Source organism: Sulfitobacter sp. PS-8MA (genome assembly GCF_040933935.1).
In the GTDB taxonomy this organism is placed as follows: Bacteria; Pseudomonadota; Alphaproteobacteria; order Rhodobacterales; family Rhodobacteraceae; genus Sulfitobacter.
In genome coordinates this window covers 1,235,034-1,252,498 of record NZ_JBFQYJ010000006.1, presented here as the reverse complement: position 1 = coordinate 1,252,498, position 17,465 = coordinate 1,235,034, and the positions used below count along the sequence as shown (strand labels likewise).

The following is a 17,465-nucleotide window of genomic DNA, read 5'->3' as shown; positions in this document are numbered from 1 at the left end:
AAATGCCGCCCCCGGCGGGAGCGGCATCTCATCTCGATCTATCCAAATCTTACTGTTCGATCACCGAGACTTCGTCATAGCTGGCGGTGAACCCGTCAAGCGACAGGGTCAGATTGACCTTCTGGTCCGGTGCCAACGCCGGCACGATCGTCAGAACCGCTTCGTTGCCACGCTTGAAGGCGGCGACATCGGCATCGGTGAGGCCCATGCGCACATAGCAGCCCACCGGGTTGCAGAAAGCATAGGGGTAACGACGGGCCTTGCCCCCATCAACCGAAAGCGTCAGCTGCGCCGGCAGCGCCGTTTCAAGCGGCACGACCACCGTGGCACCGGCCTTGGCTTTGCCCCCATCGGGCAGACGGAAAAGCGAGACTTCCGCCACCGGCGCGCCTTCGCCATCGGCAAGCAGCTGGTACATCTGGCAAGGGTCGACCTCTTCCTCGGTCTTGATGCAGCGCATTTCCCAGGCACCGATTTCCTTCTTGGTGTAGGGTTTGCCCAGGTCGGGATCCTTGTCGGCGTCTTCGCCCAGGCTCAGCTTTTCTTCGATCTGAGCGGCATTGCCGCTGGTGCCGGGCTGCGGCGCGCTGTCTTCGGTTTGCGCTGTGCCGGGCTCTTGCGCCGTGTCAGACGATGCGGTCTGGGCAAAGGCGGTCATTGGGGCCGAAAGTGCAAGCGCTGCACAAAGCGGCAGGGCGGTCAAATACTTGCTCATGTCATATCCACGTTTGTTGCGTCAGCGCCCCTTAGCATGGCGCGCCGGGATTGTCAGTGGCTCCGGCCCCATTTCAACCGCAAGACACGCGATTTCATGCCGATGGTCACCGCCCGCGAACCTAATCATGTCAATGGGTTAGCCCGGCAAAAGCAAAAAGGGGACGCAGCGCATCCCCTTTTCGTGTTCACTCTCCCCGTCGGACTGGGCCGACTTATTGATGCCACGTTAGGCAAGCCGGTGAGTTCGGTCAACTAGAAATATCAAAGGCGTGCAGAAAGCGAGCCCATCTCGCGATGCTAGAAAAAGGGCCGCACCCGAAGGCGCGGCCAGTCTGACAGGGAGGAAGTCATCCCGCCACAGAAGGACATGAAGGGCGGGACAGGATGACTATGGCGCGCAAAGGTTAAGTTTGTATGCTTTTGTGGAACGGACAGATTTGTAGAATTGACAGGAAGGCCATTGGCGTGAGCACAGACATCTTTATCGGCGGCGGCGGGCCGGACTATGGGACAAAGCAATGTCTCGATCTCGGCTATGCCAACCGGCACGGGCTGATCGCGGGGGCCACCGGCACGGGCAAGACGGTGACGCTGCAAATCCTCGCCGAAGGCTTTGCCAATGCCGGGGTGCCGGTGTTCCTGTCGGACGTGAAAGGCGACCTGTCCGGCCTTGCGGTCGCGGGCAGCGAGACCGCGAAACTACACGCTCCCTTCAGCGAACGCGCCGCGAAAATCGGCTTCGATGACTACGCCTATCAATCCTTCCCCGTGACCTTCTGGGATCTCTTTGGGGAGCAGGGCCATCCCGTCCGCACCACCGTTTCCGAGATGGGGCCGCTGCTGATCGCTCAGCTGCTCAGCCTCTCTGAAGCGCAGGAGGGCATCCTCAACATCGCCTTTCGCGTGGCCGATGAGGAAGGCATGCCGCTTTTGGACCTGAAAGACCTGCAAGCGCTGCTGGTCTGGGTGGGCGAGAACGCCAAGGATCTGGCGCTGCGCTACGGCAATGTTTCCACCGCCTCGGTCGGCACGATCCAGCGGCGGCTGCTGGTGCTCGAAAATCAGGGCGGCGCAGAGCTCTTTGGCGAGCCAGCACTGGCGCTCACGGACCTCATGCGCTGTGATGCCGAGGGGCGCGGGCGGATCAACATTCTGGCCGCCGACAAGCTCATGGCCTCGCCGAAACTCTATGCCACCTTCCTGCTCTGGCTGATGTCCGAATTGTTCGAGGAACTGCCCGAGGTCGGTGACCCCGACAGGCCCAAGCTGGTGTTTTTCTTTGACGAGGCGCATCTGCTTTTCGACGACGCGCCGAAGGCGCTGGTCGACAAGGTCGAACAGGTCGCGCGGCTGATCCGCTCCAAAGGGGTCGGCGTCTATTTCGTCACCCAGAACCCCGCCGATGTGCCGGATGACATCCTCGGCCAGTTGGGCAACCGCATCCAACACGCGCTGCGCGCCTTTACCGCCCGCGACCGTAAGGAACTGCGCCAGGCCGCGCAGACCTACCGCGAGAACCCGCGTTTCGAGACCGAAGAAGCGATCCGCGAGGTCGGCGTGGGCGAGGCGGTGACCTCCATGTTGCAGCGCAAAGGCGTGCCGGGCGTGGTGGAACGCACGTTGATCCGCCCGCCGTCGTCACAGCTTGGCCCGATCACGGTTGGGCAGCGTGCGTCGATCATCGCGCAATCCGATCTCGCCGGGAAATATGAGGCGGTGCAAGACCGCAGATCGGCCTATGAAATGCTCAAGGCCCGCGCCGAAGCGGCGGCCAAGGAAGCCGAGCAGGCCGAGGCCAAAGCGGAGGCCGACAGCGAAACCCCCCGTGAATTTCAAAAGGCCCGCCGCTATGGCGGCGCGCGCAGCCGTTCGCGCGCCCCGAAAGCCGATGGCTTTGGCGATGCCATCGCAACCGCCGTGATCAAAGAGCTCAAGGGCACCACCGGGCGCCGCATCGTGCGCGGCATCTTGGGCGGGCTCTTCAAGGGGCGCTGACCCGGCAGGACAAACGAAAGGGGCGCGGCTCAAACGCCGCGCCCCTCTCTTTTAAAGTTTGGCATCTTGAGCGCCGCGTCTTACCGCTCCGGGATCAGCCCGCGCGGGCTGAACCGCAGCACCAGCAAGAGCACCATACCCATCGTCAGCAGACGCATATGCGCCGCACTTTCGATCAGATGCGCTTTCAGGGCAGAGGTCTCGGCCATGCCCGCGGTGATGAGGTTCATCAGCCACAGCCCCATCGGCTCGACCTGCACCCAAAGGAACCAGATCAGAAAACCGCCAAGGATCGCGCCGAAGTTATTGCCAGACCCGCCGACGATCACCATCACCCAGATGAGGAAAGTGAACCGCAGCGGCTGATAGGTGCCCGGCGTCAACTGGCTGTCCATCGTGGTCATCATCGCGCCCGCAATGCCGCAGATCGCGGAGCCAAGGATGAAGACCTGCAAATGCCGCGCGGTGACATCCTTGCCCATCGCCTCCGCCGCGACCTCATTGTCGCGAATGGCCCGCAGCATCCGGCCCCACGGCGAATGCAGCGCCCGCTGGCTCATCCACAGCAGGATGATCAGCACCACGGCAAAGAGCGCAATATAGAGCAGTTTCACCCAGAGCGTCGAGGCTTCGACCGGGTCAAAACCAAAGCCCGCCGCCCGCTCTACAAAGCTCGGGTCATTTTGCAGATCGATCTCGTAAGGCACCGGGCGCGGCAGGCCGATGACGTTCTTGACGCCGCGGCTCATCCAATCCTCGTTCTTCAGGACGGCGATGATGATCTCGGCAATGCCCAGCGTGGCAATCGCCAGATAATCCGAGCGCAGACCCAAGGCCGTCTTGCCAATCAGCCAAGCCGCGCCGGCGGCAAAGAGACCGCCCACGGGCCAGGAGATCAGCACCGGCAGACCAAGCCCGCCGAGGTAGCCGCTCTGCGCCGGGTTGATCGCCTCCACCGCTTCGACCGCCGGGTCGAGCACGGCGCGGAAGACGAAAAAGCCGACGACCAGCACCGCGATCACCGCAAGGGTGCGCGCCAGCCCGGGGGCCATGCGCTTCATCAGCATGACCGCCGCGCCCACCGTGCCAGCGCCGAGCAGAAGCGCGCCGACGATGGCGAAACCGCCTGTGGTCCAGGCGCCTTGGGTGGGCGGCATGGAGATCAGCACCGCCGCGAGACCGCCGAGCGCCACAAAGCCCATGATGCCGACGTTGAACAGCCCCGCGAACCCCCATTGCAGGTTCACCCCAAGCGCCATGATCGAGGAGATCAACCCCATGGCGATGATCAAAAGCGCCGAGTTCCAGCTTTGGGCAAAGCCCGTGTAGATGATCATCAAGGCGATGATCGCGAAAAGGATCGTGTTTTTCACAGTCTGGGTCATACCGATTTCCCCTTGAACAGCCCGGTCGGCTTGATCAGCAGAACGATCAGAAGAATGACGAAGCTGACCGCAAATTTGTAATCCGTGCTCATAAGTTGCACGAGCCCGTCAGGCTCCAGCCCTTCGGGCATGACGTAGCCCAGCACTTTCTTCCAGGCATAGGTGATCGTCACCTCGCTGAAGGCGATGACAAAACCGCCCGCGATGGCCCCCACCGGGCTGCCCAGCCCGCCGACGATGGCCGAGGCAAAGATTGGCAGCAGAAGCTGGAAATAGGTGAAGGGTTTGAACGATTTATCAAGCCCGTAGAGCGTGCCCGCGATGGTCGCCAAGGCCGCCACGATCATCCAGGTGATCATCACCACACGTTCGGGGTTGATCCCCGAGAGCAGCGCCAGATCCTCATTGTCCGAATAGGCGCGCATGGATTTGCCCGCGCGGGTCTTGTTGAGGAACCAAAACAGCAGCGCCACAACGATGATCGCGGTGACGATGGTGATGCCTTGGGTGGTTTTGAAGGCGAGACCTTCGCGCAGGCCCGTCATCTCCTTGAAATCCCGCGCCGACATGATGAAACGCTGGCCGTCGAGGAAGTTCTGGTCATCCGCGCCGATGATGAAACGGGTCAGCCCGTTGTAGATGAAGGTCACCCCAAGCGAGACGATCACGAGGATCACCGGCTTGGCCTTTTGCTCGCGGTAGAACTTATAGACCACCCTGTCGGTGCCCAAGAGCAGCAGCATGGTGAAAGCGATGCCAAAGGGCAGGGCCAGGAGGGCGGTGGGCAGGAAGCCAAGCCCGATCCCCATGGACTGGAACAGCCATGTCATCAGAATCGTCGCCATGGTCCCCATGGCCATCGTGTCGCCATGGGCGAAGTTGGAAAACCGCAGGATGCCGTAGACCAGCGTCACGCCAAGCGCGCCGAGGGCCAGTTGCGATCCATAGGCGATGCCCGGAATCAGGACATAGTTCGAAAGTGCAATAAAAGCGTTGAGCAGATCCATGTTCAGCCCCCCAGAAACGATTTGCGGACTTCAGGATCGGCCAGAAGCTCTTTGCCGGTGCCGGTATAGGCGTTGCGCCCCTGCACGAGCACATAGCCCTTGTCGGCGATCTCAAGCGCCTGACGGGCGTTTTGCTCGACCATCAGGATTGGGATGCCGGTGCGGGCAACCTCGATGATCCGGTCGAAAAGCTCGTCCATCACGATGGGCGAAACGCCCGCCGTGGGCTCATCGAGCATCAAAACCTTGGGCTGGGTCATCAGCGCCCGGCCCACGGCGACCTGCTGGCGTTGACCGCCCGACAGCTCGCCCGCGGCCTGCAGCCGCTTTTCCTTGAGGATCGGGAAGAGGTCATAGACCTGTGCCATCGTATCGCGGAAATCATCGCGGCGGATAAAGGCGCCCATCTCAAGGTTCTCTTCCACCGTCATCGAGGTGAAGATGTTGGAGGTCTGGGGCACGAAACCCATGCCCTTGGCCACACGGTCCTGCGGGCTGAGGCCGGTGATGTCCTCCCCATCCAGTCGCACATGGCCCTTGCGCATGTCGAGCATGCCAAAGACCGCCTTCATGCCGGTGGATTTGCCCGCCCCATTGGGGCCGACGATCACGGCGATTTCGCCGCGGTCCACCGCGATGGTGCAGTCATGCAGAATGTCGGGGCCCGCGCCGTAGCCTGCGGTCATACTGTCGCCGATGAGGAAGGGGCCGCCGGGGGCGGGGTGGGTTTTGCCGCTGGCGCGGGGCATGATGCTGCCTTGGCCTTTGGGGTTGCCGACCGACCAATCTTTGTTGCCGCGGTCGCCGTAGGGATCGTTGCTCATGCGCCTACCTTATCCTTGTTTTTCAGGCCGGTGCCGAGATAGGCCTCGATCACCTGCTCGTTCGCCTTGATCTCGTCCAGCGTGCCTTCGGCCAGCACGCGGCCTTCGGCCATGCAGATCACCGGGTCGCAAAGGCGGCCGATGAAATCCATGTCATGCTCGATCACGACAAATGTGTAATTGCGTTCTTGGTTCAGCCGCTGGATCGCGTCGCCGATGGTGTTCAGGAGCGTGCGGTTCACACCCGCGCCGACCTCATCCAGAAAGACGATCTTGGCGTCGACCATCATGGTGCGGCCCAGTTCCAACAGTTTTTTCTGACCGCCCGAGATCTGCCCGGCCTTCTGCTCGGCCAGATGTTCGATGGTGAGGAATTCCAGCACCTCATCGGCCTTGGCGCGCAAAGCGCGTTCCTCATTGGCGATGCGTTTGGTGCCGAACCATGTGTTCCACAGCGTCTCGCCCGACTGGTTGCCGGGCACCATCATCAGGTTCTCGCGGCAGGACATGGAGGAGAACTCATGCGCGATCTGGAAGGTGCGCAAAAGCCCCTTGTGGAACAGCTCATGCGGCGGCAGGCCGGTGATGTCCTCCCCGTCCATGGTGACCCGGCCCGAGGTGGGCGACAGGACCCCTGCGATGACGTTGAACAGCGTGGTCTTGCCCGCCCCATTGGGGCCGATCAAACCGGTGATCGATCCCTTTTGAATAGACAGGCTCGCCCCGTCCACGGCGTGAAACCCGCCGAAATGTTTATGTAAGTCGTCTACGACGATCATATGTCCATCCCCATGTCCGCCACCTTGTGGCTGGTTTTTATTGGTCGTTACGTCACGCGTCGTCCGACTATCGGACAACGCCCATGATTACAGCGAGATGCGATATTGGAAAGGGACCGTTTTGGTCAGATGACACCGAAAACGCGCCCGCGCCGTGATCTTGGCGCAGGATGCAACCTGCGTGTCGGCCTTTGCGCCTCCCGCGCAAAAAGCCATGGCCTTGGCGGCCACCACATTATTATTCATCTGTCTCTCCCTAACGGGACATGTTTCCCACATCCTCGCGGGGCGGTTTGTAGAGACTGAGCTTGCGAAAGAAAAGTCGATTTGCAAAAGCAAAGGCCCGATCGCAGCGCGACCGGGCCCAAGTTGGTTCAATGGAACAAGGATCAGCGGTAGCCGACCGTGACCATCTTGCCGTCTTTCATCTCGATCTCGCGGTAGCTGCCCGCGCTCTCACCCGGTCCGATCAGCTCAACCGCCGAGGCACCGACATAGTCGACATCGCCACCGTCCTTGATGATCTGAAGCGCTTTGCCCAGCTCACCCGGCAGGATTTTCTCGCCCGGTGCGTTGGCGACTTCCATGACCTTTTCCTTATACTCGGCCGGATCATTGGAGCCTGCGGCCTGCATGGCCAGCAGAATCAAGGCTGCCGCGTCATAGGATTCAGGCGAGAAGGCGTTGGTCGGCTCGAAACCGGCTTCTTCGCCCATCTTCTTGTAGGTGTCGGGGCCTTCGCCCGCCGCACTTGGGTTCTGACCAAAGGAGCCATCCGCGCTTTCGGCGAACTTCTCTTCCAGCGTGTCGGAGACCATGCCATCGGGGAACATGAAGGTATCAAAAGCACCGGCGTCCAGCGCGCCGTTCACGATGCCCGCGCCGCCCTGATCGACATAGCCGGCCACGACCAACACTTCACCACCGGCCGAGGCCAGTGCGCCGACTTCGGCAGAGTAATCCGCTTTGCCGTCTTCATGCGATGTGTTGATGGTGACGGTGCCGCCGGATTCTTTGAAGGCGGTCTCGAAGCTGTCGGCCAGACCTTTACCATAGTCGTTGTTGGTATAGGTGACGGCGACTTCGCTGATGCCACGGTCGTTCAGGATGTCGGCCATAACCTGACCCTGACGCGCGTCCGAGGGCGAGGTGCGGAAGAACAACCCGTTGTCTTCGACATCCGACAGCGCCGGCGATGTCGCGGAGGGCGAGATCATCACGATGCCGTTCGGAATGGCGACGTTTTGCAGCGAGGCGGTGGTCTCGCCCGAGCACATGCCCCCCACGATGCCTTTGACGCGGTCCGAGGTGATCAGACGCTCAGCAGAGGCCACGGCCAGACCGGCGTCGATACAGCCGGTGTCGCCCCGCTCGGAGGACACGGTGGCACCGTCGAGGAAGTTGCCGCTCTCGTTGACTTCGGAAATCGCCAGTTCAGCGCCCGCCGCCATGTCATTGGCCAGCGATTCCAGCGGACCGGTGAAGCCCAGCAGGATGCCGATCTTCGTGTCTTCCGCATGGGCGCCCGTGCCAAGCAGCGCAACAGCCGTTGTGGCCATCAGAATTTTTTTCATTTGGTTTCTCTCCCTTAGTTGAACTTTCGTTCTATAGGGACGTTAGGTCGTGGTTTCGGAAAAGAAAAGGCGATTTATCGTGCTTTTGCGCAGGCGGCTTGTCGCTCGCTTTATCGGCTGCGGTGGACAGGGCGCGGGCCTCGGCTAGATCCAGTGGCACAGCGTCCCATTGCGAAAGGAGCCGTCATGTCTATCGCCCGCACAATCGCCACAGTGAGCCTTGCCGCCTTGAGCGCCGTCGGAATTGCCGATGTGGCCAAGGCGCTGACCATCGAGCCGATGATCGAAGACCTGCAAGGCCCATGGGGTGTCGCGCCCTTGCCGGAGGGCGGGCTGCTGGTGACAGAGAAGGCCGGGCGGCTGATCTATCAAAAGGACGACACCCGCCATGATGTCTCCGGTCTGCCAGAGATCGCGGTGGTGGGGCAGGGCGGGTTGCTCGACATTACCCTCGCCCGGGATTTTGAACAGAGCCGGATGCTCTTCCTTACCTATGCGACACCGCAAGAAGGCGGTGGCGCGGGCACGGCGCTTGCCAGCGCACGCCTTTCCGATGACGCCAAGCGGCTTGAGAACCTCACCGAGCTTTTCGCCATGAAACCCGGCAGCACCGGCGGCCAGCATTTCGGCTCACGCGTGGTGGAAGCCCCTGATGGCACGCTGCTGATGACCATCGGAGAGCGCGGCAACCGGCCCGCCGCGCAAGACCGCAGCACCCATAACGGCAGCATCATCCGGGTCGACCGCGACGGCTCTGTGCCCGATGACAACCCTTTCATCGACATGCCCGGCGTGCTGCCTGAAATCTGGTCCTACGGCCACCGCAACCCGCAAGGCGCGGGGCTCGACCTCGAAGGGCGGCTTTGGGTGTCGGAACATGGGGCGAAAGGCGGCGATGAGGTGAACCGCATTGTCAAAGGCGCAAACTACGGCTGGCCGGTGATCTCTTACGGCGAGCATTACTCGGGCGAGAAGATCGGGGAGGGCACGGCGAAAGAGGGTATGGAACAGCCCGCTTTCTATTGGGACCCGTCCATCGCGCCCGCGGGGCTTATGGTTTATTCCGGGGCGCAGTTTCCCGACTGGAAAGGCGATATCTTTGTCGGCGCGCTGAAATTCGACTATATCGCGCGGCTCTCCGGTGACCCGCTTGAGGAAGTGGAGCAGATCAAGACCCCCGAAACCGCCCGCGTGCGCGATGTGGTCGAAGGGCCGGATGGCGGCATCTGGTTCATCTCCGAAGACAGGGGCACGGTGTACCGCATCACCCCCTAGACCGTGGTCCGCGTCGCATGGCTGCCGCGTTCGCGGTAGGGTGTCGTTTCATAATGGGCGCGGTAGCATTTGGAGAAATGCGAGGGCGAGGCAAAGCCGCAGGCCAGGGCCACGTTGATCACGCTCATATCGGTCTGCATCAGCAGGTTTCGCGCCTTTTGCAGGCGCAGTTCCATGTAATAGCGTTTCGGCGAGCGGTTCAGATAGCGCCGGAACAGCCGTTCAAGCTGCCGGGTCGACATGCCCACTTCCTGCGCGAGAATAGAGGGGCTGACCGGCTCTTCGATGTTGCTTTCCATCTGGCGGATCACCTGGCTGAGCTTAGGGTGCCGCACGCCGATCCGGGTCGGCACGGAGAGGCGCTGCGTGTCCTGATCGGTGCGGATGGACGCATAGATCAACTGATCCGCCACCGCATTGGCGATCTCTTCGCCATGATCATCGGCGATCAGCTTGAGCATCAGATCAAGCGAGGAGGTGCCGCCTGCCGTGGTCAGCCGATTGCCATCCGCCACGAAGACGGATTTGGTGAGAAAGACCTCTTCGAAATCCTCGGCAAAACTGTCTTGGTTTTCCCAATGGATCGTGGCCCGTTTGCCATCCAGCAGCCCGGCCTTGGCCAGCGTATGCGCCGCCGTGCAGAGCCCGCCGACGATCAACCCCTTGCGCGCCTCGCGGCGCAGCCATGCCAGCAGCTTTTTCGTCGTCGCCGCCTGAACGTCGATGCCACCGCAGATCATCACCGTGTCATCACGGGACAATTCCTCTAGCCCCGCGTCCAATGCGAAAACCGCACCAGCCGAGCAGGTGCAGGTGCCGCCATCTTCGCCCACCACCTGCCATGCGTAGGCTTCGCGCCCGATCATCCGATTGGCGATCCGCAGACATTCCACCGCCGAGGCAAAGCTGAGCAGGGTGAAATTCTCAAGCAGCACAAAGACAAAACGCCGGGGTTTGTCGGTGTCGCGGGGGATGCGGGTGGCCGAGCGTGGGTGGGACATCGCGGCGTCTTTCAAATCAGATCGTAACTGACAGCGGTGCCACGGCCATCAGACTTGCGGCGAACTTTGCTCACGGCCCTCACGCAAGGTCAAGAGCCGTGATTTCGCTTCTGGTCACTTTCCCCGCGCTTTTGTATAGGTAAAGCTGACCGGAGCCCGAGTTTCGGTAAGTTGAGCGGAGAACAGACGATGACAGACTGGAGCACTTCAAGCTGGCGCAGCAAACCGCGCGTGCAGATGCCTGATTACCCTGACCAAGCTGCTTTGCAGGCGGTTGAGGAACAGCTTGCGCGGTATCCGGTCCTTGTCTTTGCGGGCGAAGCGCGCCGTCTGAAAAAACATCTGGCAGCAGCCGGCCGGGGCGAGGCGTTCTTGCTTCAAGGCGGTGACTGCGCCGAGAGCTTTGAGCAATTCAGCTCGGACGCCATTCGCGACACTTTCAAGGTGATGTTGCAGATGGCCATCGTGCTGACCCATGGGGCCAAGGTGCCGGTGATCAAACTGGGCCGCATGGCCGGGCAATTCGCCAAGCCGCGCTCGGCCCCGACCGAAGTGGTCGATGGGGTGGAACTGCCCAGCTACCGGGGCGACATCATCAATGATCTGGCCTTCAGCGAGACCGCCCGTATTCCCGACCCGCAGAAGATGCTGCGCGCCTATACCCAGGCTGCCGCCACGCTGAACCTCTTGCGCGCCTTTTCGACCGGGGGCTACGCCGATGTGCATCAGGTGCATGGCTGGACCCTGGGCTTCACCGATGACGAGAAGGCCGAGAAATACCGCGAGATCGCCAACCGCATCTCTGACACGCTGGATTTCATGGCCGCCGCCGGGGTGACTTCGGAGACCGCGCATACGCTACAATCGGTGGAATTCTACACCAGCCACGAAGCCTTGCTGCTGGAGTATGAAGAGGCGCTGTGCCGCCGCGACAGCCAGACCGGCAAATGGCTGGCAGGCTCGGGCCATATGATCTGGATCGGCGACCGCACCCGGCAGCCGGACGGGGCGCATGTGGAATTTGCCCGCGGTGTGCAGAACCCGATTGGCCTGAAATGCGGCCCGTCGATGACCAGCGGTGATCTGAAACAGTTGATGGTCAAGCTGAACCCCGAGAACGAAGAGGGCCGCCTGACGTTGATCTCGCGCTTTGGTGCGGGGCAGGTCGGCGATCACCTGCCGCGTCTGGTCAAAGCGGTGCAGGAAGAGGGCGCCAATGTCGTCTGGACCTGTGATGCGATGCACGGCAACACGATCAAATCTTCGAGCGGCTACAAGACCCGGCCCTTCGATTCCGTGCTGCGCGAAGTGCATGAGTTCTTTGCCGTGCATAACGCCGAAGGCACCGTCCCCGGCGGTGTGCATTTCGAGATGACGGGCCAGGATGTGACCGAATGCACCGGCGGCGTGCGTGCGGTGAGCGACGAAGACCTGTCCGACCGCTACCACACCGCCTGCGATCCGCGCCTGAACGCCAGCCAATCGCTGGAACTGGCGTTCTTGGTGGCCGAGGAACTGTCGAACCGGCGCTCGACCCAGACCACCCGCGCGGCGGGCTAGCTCGGCCGCGAAAGACAACGGACGCCGCTGGCATTCTGCGCAGCGGCGTCTCAGACGTCTGGCACGGGGCCATCCGCCAAGGGTGGGGCGCGGTTATTCCTCGTCGGATTTCACCACGCGCAGATAGGGCGGCAGCCGCCGGGAGGCGGCGCGCCGAAAGGCGGCTTTATCCTCCGCAAAGCCCGGGATTAAGCCTATGCGCGGGTCTCTGGTCAGGGGCGCCGCCGGGCGGGTCAGACTGCCGCGCCGCTCTTGGTGGGTCAGATCAAAACGGCGGGGCGTCTCGCCGATCTGGCCCATGGCCACCAGACAGCCAAGCGCGCGGCTGACGTCCCCCAGATCGCTTTTCAAGGGCATCAGCAACATGCGCGCTTCAAGGGCGGGCTGATCATAAGAGCCCGCGGCACTCAGATGCAGCGTGGTCTGGCTCGGCAATTGAAACACCTCTTCCAGCGCCTCGCTGACCAAAGGACGGGCGGTGCTGGTGAAAAACGATGTCACCGGCATGCCGCGCACTTCCATCCCCATCAACTCGCGCAGATGGGTGCCCGCAATGCGCAACCGTGCCATGCCGGGGGCCACCCGTTCGGCGATAAAAGCATAGGGCAAGGCGTCTTCGATGCCACGCGGATCAATGTCCGAGCGGCAGGGCATCAACCGGTTGCCGCGCAGCGCTTCCCAATAGGCTTCGACCTGCGCCAGTGGGCCATAGCCTTCGTATGTTCGGTGATCAGCCATGCGGATCACATTTTGCGCCTTCTGGCCTGTCTTGTCCATCGCACTCACCCTCCCCATCGCGCCCCGCGCCCCCGGCGGTTGGTTCGCAATCATTACCAACTCATTAATAGGGCATCAGAGCCGCCGATTCTTCCGATATCGCGGCGATTGGTTAACGCGCATCAAGGCTTGGCCGGACCCGCTTCGGGGCCGGGGGGCTTGCTCCCTTTGCCGGTTTCACCGTAAGGCAAGACAGCAGCCAGAATGGGAAACACGCCAATGATCAGGTCGATGACAGGTTTTGCCGCAGGCTCGGGCAGCTTCGACAGTTGGAGCTGGTCGTGGGAGCTGCGCGCGGTCAATGGCAAGGGGCTGGACCTGCGTCTGCGCGTGCCGGACTGGATCGAGGGGCTGGAAACCGCGCTTCGCAAATCTTTGACAGCGGCCGCCGCGCGCGGGAATATCACCTGCAATCTGCGGATTTCCCGCAACGAAAGCGACGGCGCGCTTCAGGTGAGCCGCGCGCAGGTCGATGCGCTTCTGGCGGCGCTGCATGACATCGAGGCCCGTGCGATGGATGCCGGGGTGTCCCTCGCCCCGTCGCGGGCCAGCGATCTGCTGACCCTGCGCGGCGTCTTGGAACAGGCGGAGGAGGCGCAAGACACCGAAGGGTTGCGCGCCGCTTTGCTGGAGGAATTCCCCGCGCTTTTGGCCGATTTCAACGCCATGCGCGAAGCCGAAGGCGCGGCATTGGCGCAGGTGATGCACGACCAACTCTCCGAGATCGACACGCTCGCCGCCCGCGCCGCCGCTTTGGCCGAGGCGCGCAAAGACGAGATGGCCGCAACGCTACAGCGCAATCTGGCGCGGGTGTTGGAGAACAGCGAGGGGGCCGATGCGGACAGAGTGGCGCAGGAACTGGCCCTGATCGCGGTCAAAGCCGATGTGACGGAAGAGATCGACCGCCTCGCCGCCCATGTTGCCACCGCCCGCGATCTGATCGGGCAGGGCGGTCCGGTAGGGCGCAAGCTCGATTTCCTGATGCAGGAGTTCAACCGCGAGGCCAACACGCTCTGCTCCAAGGCGCAGAGCAGCGAATTGACGACAGCCGGTCTGGCCTTGAAGGCCGTGATCGACCAGATGCGCGAACAAGTACAGAATGTGGAGTAAGACGTGAGCAAACAAAGCCGACGCGGCCTATTGATCATCCTCAGCTCGCCCTCGGGCGCGGGCAAATCGACCATGGCGCGGGCGCTGCGGGAATGGGACCCGACGATCAATTTCTCGGTCTCCGCCACCACCCGCGCCCCGCGTTCGGGCGAAGAAGACGGCAAGGATTACCGCTTTGTCGGGGAGGATGATTTCCGCCAAGCCGTGGCCAAGGGCGAAATGCTGGAGCACGCCCATGTCTTTGGCAACTTCTACGGCTCGCCGAAAGCGCCGGTGCAGGATGCGATTGATCAAGGGCAGGACATCCTCTTTGACATCGACTGGCAGGGCGCGCAGCAGATCCGCAACTCGGACCTGAACACCCATACGCTGTCGATCTTCCTGCTGCCGCCCTCGATCACCGAGCTGAAGCGCAGGCTCGAAGGCCGGGGCCAGGACGATGCCGCGACCATTGCGAAACGGATGGGCAAAAGCTGGGACGAGATCAGCCACTGGGACGGCTATGACTTCGTGCTGATCAACGACGACCTCGACCAGACCGAGGCGCGGCTGAAATCCATCATCACCGCCGCGCGGCTGCGGCTTAGCCAGCAGCCCGCGATCAAGGACCATGTCCGCCGCCTGCAATCCGAATTTGAGGAGTTGAAATGACCCTTTACGCTTTAGCCGACGCCCGCCCCGACGTTTCGCCCGATGCCTGGGTCGCGCCCGATGCCAATATCATCGGCAAGGTGACCCTTGGCCCGGCGGCCTCGGTCTGGTTCGGCAGCACCCTGCGCGGCGACAATGAGAGGATCACCGTGGGGCGCGGCAGCAATGTGCAGGAGAACTGCGTCTTTCACACCGATATGGGCTATCCGCTGACCGTGGGCGAAGATTGCACCATCGGCCATAAGGTCATGCTGCACGGCTGCACCATCGGGGATAATTCGCTGATCGGCATGGGGGCCACGGTGCTCAATGGCGCCAAGATCGGCAAGAACTGTCTGATCGGTGCGGGCGCCTTGATTACCGAAAACAAGGTCATCCCCGACGGTTCTCTGGTGATGGGCGTGCCGGGCAAAGTGGTGCGGAAACTGGACGAAGCCGCGATCCAGGCCCTGACCGCCAGTGCCAAACACTATGCCGAAAACGCCAGCCGCTTCCGGCGCGATCTCGAACCTCTTTGACATGGGCGACACGCCTGTCACCCTGACCGAACTGGTCGCGGCGCTGCCGCTGGCAAGCCTGACGATCGATGCGGATGAACGGATCACCGCCCTGAACGGCGCTGCCGAAGCATTGCTGGGCAAAGGCTTGGCGGGGCGGCATTACATCACCGCGCTGCGGCAGCCGGGACTGGTGGCGGCGGTCGAGAAATGCCTTGCCGGGCAGGGGCCGCAGCAGGCGCGTTACGTCACCGCGGCGGGCGAGAGCGGGGCCACCTTTGACGTCAGCCTGCGGCCTTTGGGTGGCGACGGTGTGGTCTTGCTGAGCTTCAATGACATCACCGAAATGGCGCAGGCAGGCCAGATGCGGCGGGATTTCGTGGCCAATGTCAGCCATGAGCTGCGCACCCCGCTGACTGCGCTCATGGGCTTTATCGAAACCCTGCAAGGCCCGGCGCGCGAGGATGCGGCGGCCCGGGAACGTTTCTTGGAGATCATGGGCAAAGAGGCCGAGCGCATGAACCGGCTGGTGGGCGAGTTGCTGTCTCTGAGCCGGGTCGAGGCCGAAGAGCGGGTGCGGCCCGATGCGCAGGTCGACCTGCGCGATGTGTTAAACGCGACCCTGCGCAACCTCGCGCCTTTGGCCGCCGAAAGGGACGTCACCCTCGCGCCCGACCTCGGCGACACCCCGGCGACCGTGCTTGGCGATGCGGACCAGTTGATGCAGGTTTTCACCAATCTTATCGAGAATGCGATCAAATACGGGGGGCGCGACAACAGCGTCGAGATCACCCTCCGGATCACCCCCCAAGACACCGCCATGCGCGGCGCTGCGGTACATGTGAGCGTCAGGGACCACGGCCCCGGTATTGATCCGCTGCATATCCCGCGGCTGACCGAGCGATTCTACCGTGTCGACAGCCACCGAAGCCGCAGTCTGGGTGGCACCGGGCTGGGGCTGGCCATCGTCAAACATATTCTGAACCGGCACAGAGGGCGGATGCGGGTCACCAGCACCCTAGGCGAAGGCGCTGATTTTAAAGTGATTTTACCACTTCAGAGAGACATGTCCTAAATTTCTGGACAAATTTTCGGGGCCGCGGCCCCCTGTCATGAAACTGTAACAGACCTGTCACATAAGCGCAGCACGGCCTTCATAGACCTTGGGCCAGATCACCATGGGGTGGTCGCCAATTCGCATCTGACAGGAGACCTCATGTCCCTCGCAAAACTCACAACCTCCGCCCTGGCCATTGCCGCCGTATCCGCCACCGCTGCTGCCGCGCGGGATCAGGTTCAGGTCGCCGGCTCTTCGACCGTGCTGCCCTATGCCTCCATCGTCGCCGAAGCCTTTGGCGAGAACTTTGACTTCCCGACACCGGTCGTGGAATCGGGCGGCTCTTCGGCGGGCCTCAAGCGTTTCTGCGAAGGCGTGGGCGAGAACACCATCGACGTGGCCAATGCCTCGCGCCAGATCAAAGAGGCCGAAGTGGCGGCCTGTGCCGAGAACGGCGTGACCGACATTATCGAAGTGCGCATCGGCTATGACGGCATCGTCTTCGCCTCTGACATCAACGGCAACAGCTTTGAGTTCACGCCGACCGACTGGTACAAGGCGCTTTCCGCCAATGTCGTGGTCGATGGCGAGGTGACCGAGAACCCCTACACCACATGGGATCAGGTGAACCCCGACTTCCCCGCCCAGCCGATCCAGGCCTTCATACCCGGCACCAAACACGGCACCCGCGAAGTCTTTGAAGAGAACGTGATCCTCGCGGGCTGCGAAGCCACAGGCGATTTCGAGACATTCCTTGAGGCCGCCGGGGGCGACAAGAAAGCGGCTGAAAAAGAGTGCATCAGCCTGCGCAGCGACGGCAATTCGGTGGACATCGACGGCGACTATACCGAGACGCTGGCGCGGATCGAGAGCAACAAAGACGGCATCGGCGTCTTCGGTCTGGCGTTCTACGAGAACAACACCGACAAGTTGCAGGTGGCCACCATGGGCGGCGTTGAACCCACCACCGAGAGCATCGCAGCCGGTGACTACCCGGTGTCGCGCCCGCTGTTCTTCTACGTCAAGAAAGCCCACATCGGTGTGATCCCCGGCCTGAAGGAATACGCTGAATTCTTTGTCGCTGACGAAGTGGCCGGCCCCGATGGCCCGCTCGCCGAATATGGCCTCGTATCGGACCCCGAACTGGCCGAGACCCAGACCGTCGTGACCGAGGAAACCGTGATCGGCGGCGGTTCCTAAAGCCAAACGGACAACACCGGGGGCGGGCGACCGCCTTCGGTTTTGCGTTTTGATCC

Annotated in this window: 16 protein-coding genes; 8 read left to right on the top strand and 8 right to left on the bottom strand. The window is 62.2% G+C overall.

Features of this window, described 5'->3' with window-relative positions; translation table 11 throughout:
* Nucleotides 1-49: 49 nt before the first annotated feature.
* A complete protein-coding gene (locus tag AB4M76_RS10080; RefSeq protein ID WP_368441705.1) occupies nt 50-715 on the bottom strand; it encodes an invasion associated locus B family protein in 666 nt (221 codons plus the stop codon).
* Between the two features lie 467 nt (nt 716-1,182).
* Between AB4M76_RS10080 and AB4M76_RS10075 the strand changes: the two genes are divergently transcribed.
* Nucleotides 1,183-2,712: a helicase HerA-like domain-containing protein gene (locus tag AB4M76_RS10075; protein ID WP_368441704.1), complete on the top strand. Its 1,530-nt coding sequence runs from the start codon at nt 1,183-1,185 to the stop codon at nt 2,710-2,712.
* Nucleotides 2,713-2,792: 80 nt separating this feature from the next.
* On the opposite strand, the gene AB4M76_RS10070 is transcribed toward AB4M76_RS10075, so the two are convergent.
* From AB4M76_RS10070 to AB4M76_RS10050, 5 genes are all read right to left on the bottom strand, one after another.
* Nucleotides 2,793-4,097, bottom strand: coding sequence for a branched-chain amino acid ABC transporter permease (locus tag AB4M76_RS10070; RefSeq protein ID WP_368441703.1), 1,305 nt, complete (start codon nt 4,095-4,097; stop codon nt 2,793-2,795).
* Nucleotides 4,094-5,104 carry a branched-chain amino acid ABC transporter permease gene (locus tag AB4M76_RS10065; RefSeq protein WP_368441702.1) on the bottom strand — a complete coding sequence of 337 codons (1,011 nt, stop codon included), beginning with the start codon at nt 5,102-5,104 and terminating at the stop codon, nt 4,094-4,096. The genes AB4M76_RS10070 and AB4M76_RS10065 overlap by 4 nt, the downstream gene beginning before the upstream one ends.
* Before the next feature lie 2 nt (nt 5,105-5,106).
* Nucleotides 5,107-5,928 (bottom strand): ABC transporter ATP-binding protein, encoded by an 822-nt coding sequence (locus tag AB4M76_RS10060; RefSeq protein ID WP_368441701.1) that lies wholly within the window; start codon nt 5,926-5,928, stop codon nt 5,107-5,109.
* Nucleotides 5,925-6,707: an ABC transporter ATP-binding protein gene (locus tag AB4M76_RS10055; protein WP_368441700.1), complete on the bottom strand. Its 783-nt coding sequence runs from the start codon at nt 6,705-6,707 to the stop codon at nt 5,925-5,927. Before AB4M76_RS10055 ends, AB4M76_RS10060 begins: the two co-directional genes overlap by 4 nt.
* A 389-nt stretch (nt 6,708-7,096) precedes the next feature.
* Nucleotides 7,097-8,281 (bottom strand): ABC transporter substrate-binding protein, encoded by a 1,185-nt coding sequence (locus tag AB4M76_RS10050; protein ID WP_368441699.1) that lies wholly within the window; start codon nt 8,279-8,281, stop codon nt 7,097-7,099.
* Nucleotides 8,282-8,467: 186 nt separating this feature from the next.
* Between AB4M76_RS10050 and AB4M76_RS10045 the strand changes: the two genes are divergently transcribed.
* A complete protein-coding gene (locus AB4M76_RS10045; RefSeq protein ID WP_368441698.1) occupies nt 8,468-9,556 on the top strand; it encodes a PQQ-dependent sugar dehydrogenase in 1,089 nt (362 codons plus the stop codon).
* On the opposite strand, the gene AB4M76_RS10040 is transcribed toward AB4M76_RS10045, so the two are convergent.
* Complete coding sequence (locus AB4M76_RS10040; RefSeq protein WP_368441697.1) at nt 9,553-10,557, bottom strand: GlxA family transcriptional regulator; 1,005 nt, start codon at nt 10,555-10,557, stop codon at nt 9,553-9,555. The two genes, AB4M76_RS10045 and AB4M76_RS10040, sit on opposite strands and share 4 nt — an antisense overlap.
* Nucleotides 10,558-10,746: 189 nt before the next feature.
* Here AB4M76_RS10040 and AB4M76_RS10035 point away from each other — a divergent pair, with 189 nt between their 5' ends.
* On the top strand, nt 10,747-12,117 hold the full coding sequence (locus tag AB4M76_RS10035) for a class II 3-deoxy-7-phosphoheptulonate synthase (protein WP_368441696.1): 1,371 nt from the start codon (nt 10,747-10,749) through the stop codon (nt 12,115-12,117).
* A 93-nt stretch (nt 12,118-12,210) separates the two neighbouring features.
* Here AB4M76_RS10035 and AB4M76_RS10030 read toward each other — a convergent pair whose 3' ends face one another.
* Nucleotides 12,211-12,948, bottom strand: coding sequence for a PAS domain-containing protein (locus AB4M76_RS10030; RefSeq protein WP_368441694.1), 738 nt, complete (start codon nt 12,946-12,948; stop codon nt 12,211-12,213).
* Between the two features lie 177 nt (nt 12,949-13,125).
* Between AB4M76_RS10030 and AB4M76_RS10025 the strand changes: the two genes are divergently transcribed.
* The 5 genes from AB4M76_RS10025 (at nt 13,126) to AB4M76_RS10005 (ending at nt 17,409) form a co-directional block, all read left to right on the top strand.
* Nucleotides 13,126-14,004, top strand: a complete 879-nt coding sequence (locus AB4M76_RS10025) for a YicC/YloC family endoribonuclease (RefSeq protein ID WP_368441692.1) — start codon at nt 13,126-13,128, stop codon at nt 14,002-14,004.
* Between the two features lie 3 nt (nt 14,005-14,007).
* Nucleotides 14,008-14,655 carry a guanylate kinase gene (gmk, locus tag AB4M76_RS10020; protein WP_368441691.1) on the top strand — a complete coding sequence of 216 codons (648 nt, stop codon included), beginning with the start codon at nt 14,008-14,010 and terminating at the stop codon, nt 14,653-14,655.
* Nucleotides 14,652-15,173, top strand: a complete 522-nt coding sequence (locus tag AB4M76_RS10015) for a gamma carbonic anhydrase family protein (protein WP_368441690.1) — start codon at nt 14,652-14,654, stop codon at nt 15,171-15,173. The genes gmk and AB4M76_RS10015 overlap by 4 nt, the downstream gene beginning before the upstream one ends.
* Nucleotide 15,174: 1 nt before the next feature.
* Nucleotides 15,175-16,227, top strand: coding sequence for an ATP-binding protein (locus tag AB4M76_RS10010; RefSeq protein ID WP_368442417.1), 1,053 nt, complete (start codon nt 15,175-15,177; stop codon nt 16,225-16,227).
* 141 nt (nt 16,228-16,368) lie between these two features.
* On the top strand, nt 16,369-17,409 hold the full coding sequence (locus AB4M76_RS10005) for a substrate-binding domain-containing protein (RefSeq protein WP_368441689.1): 1,041 nt from the start codon (nt 16,369-16,371) through the stop codon (nt 17,407-17,409).
* The last annotated feature ends 56 nt before the right edge of the window (nt 17,410-17,465 follow it).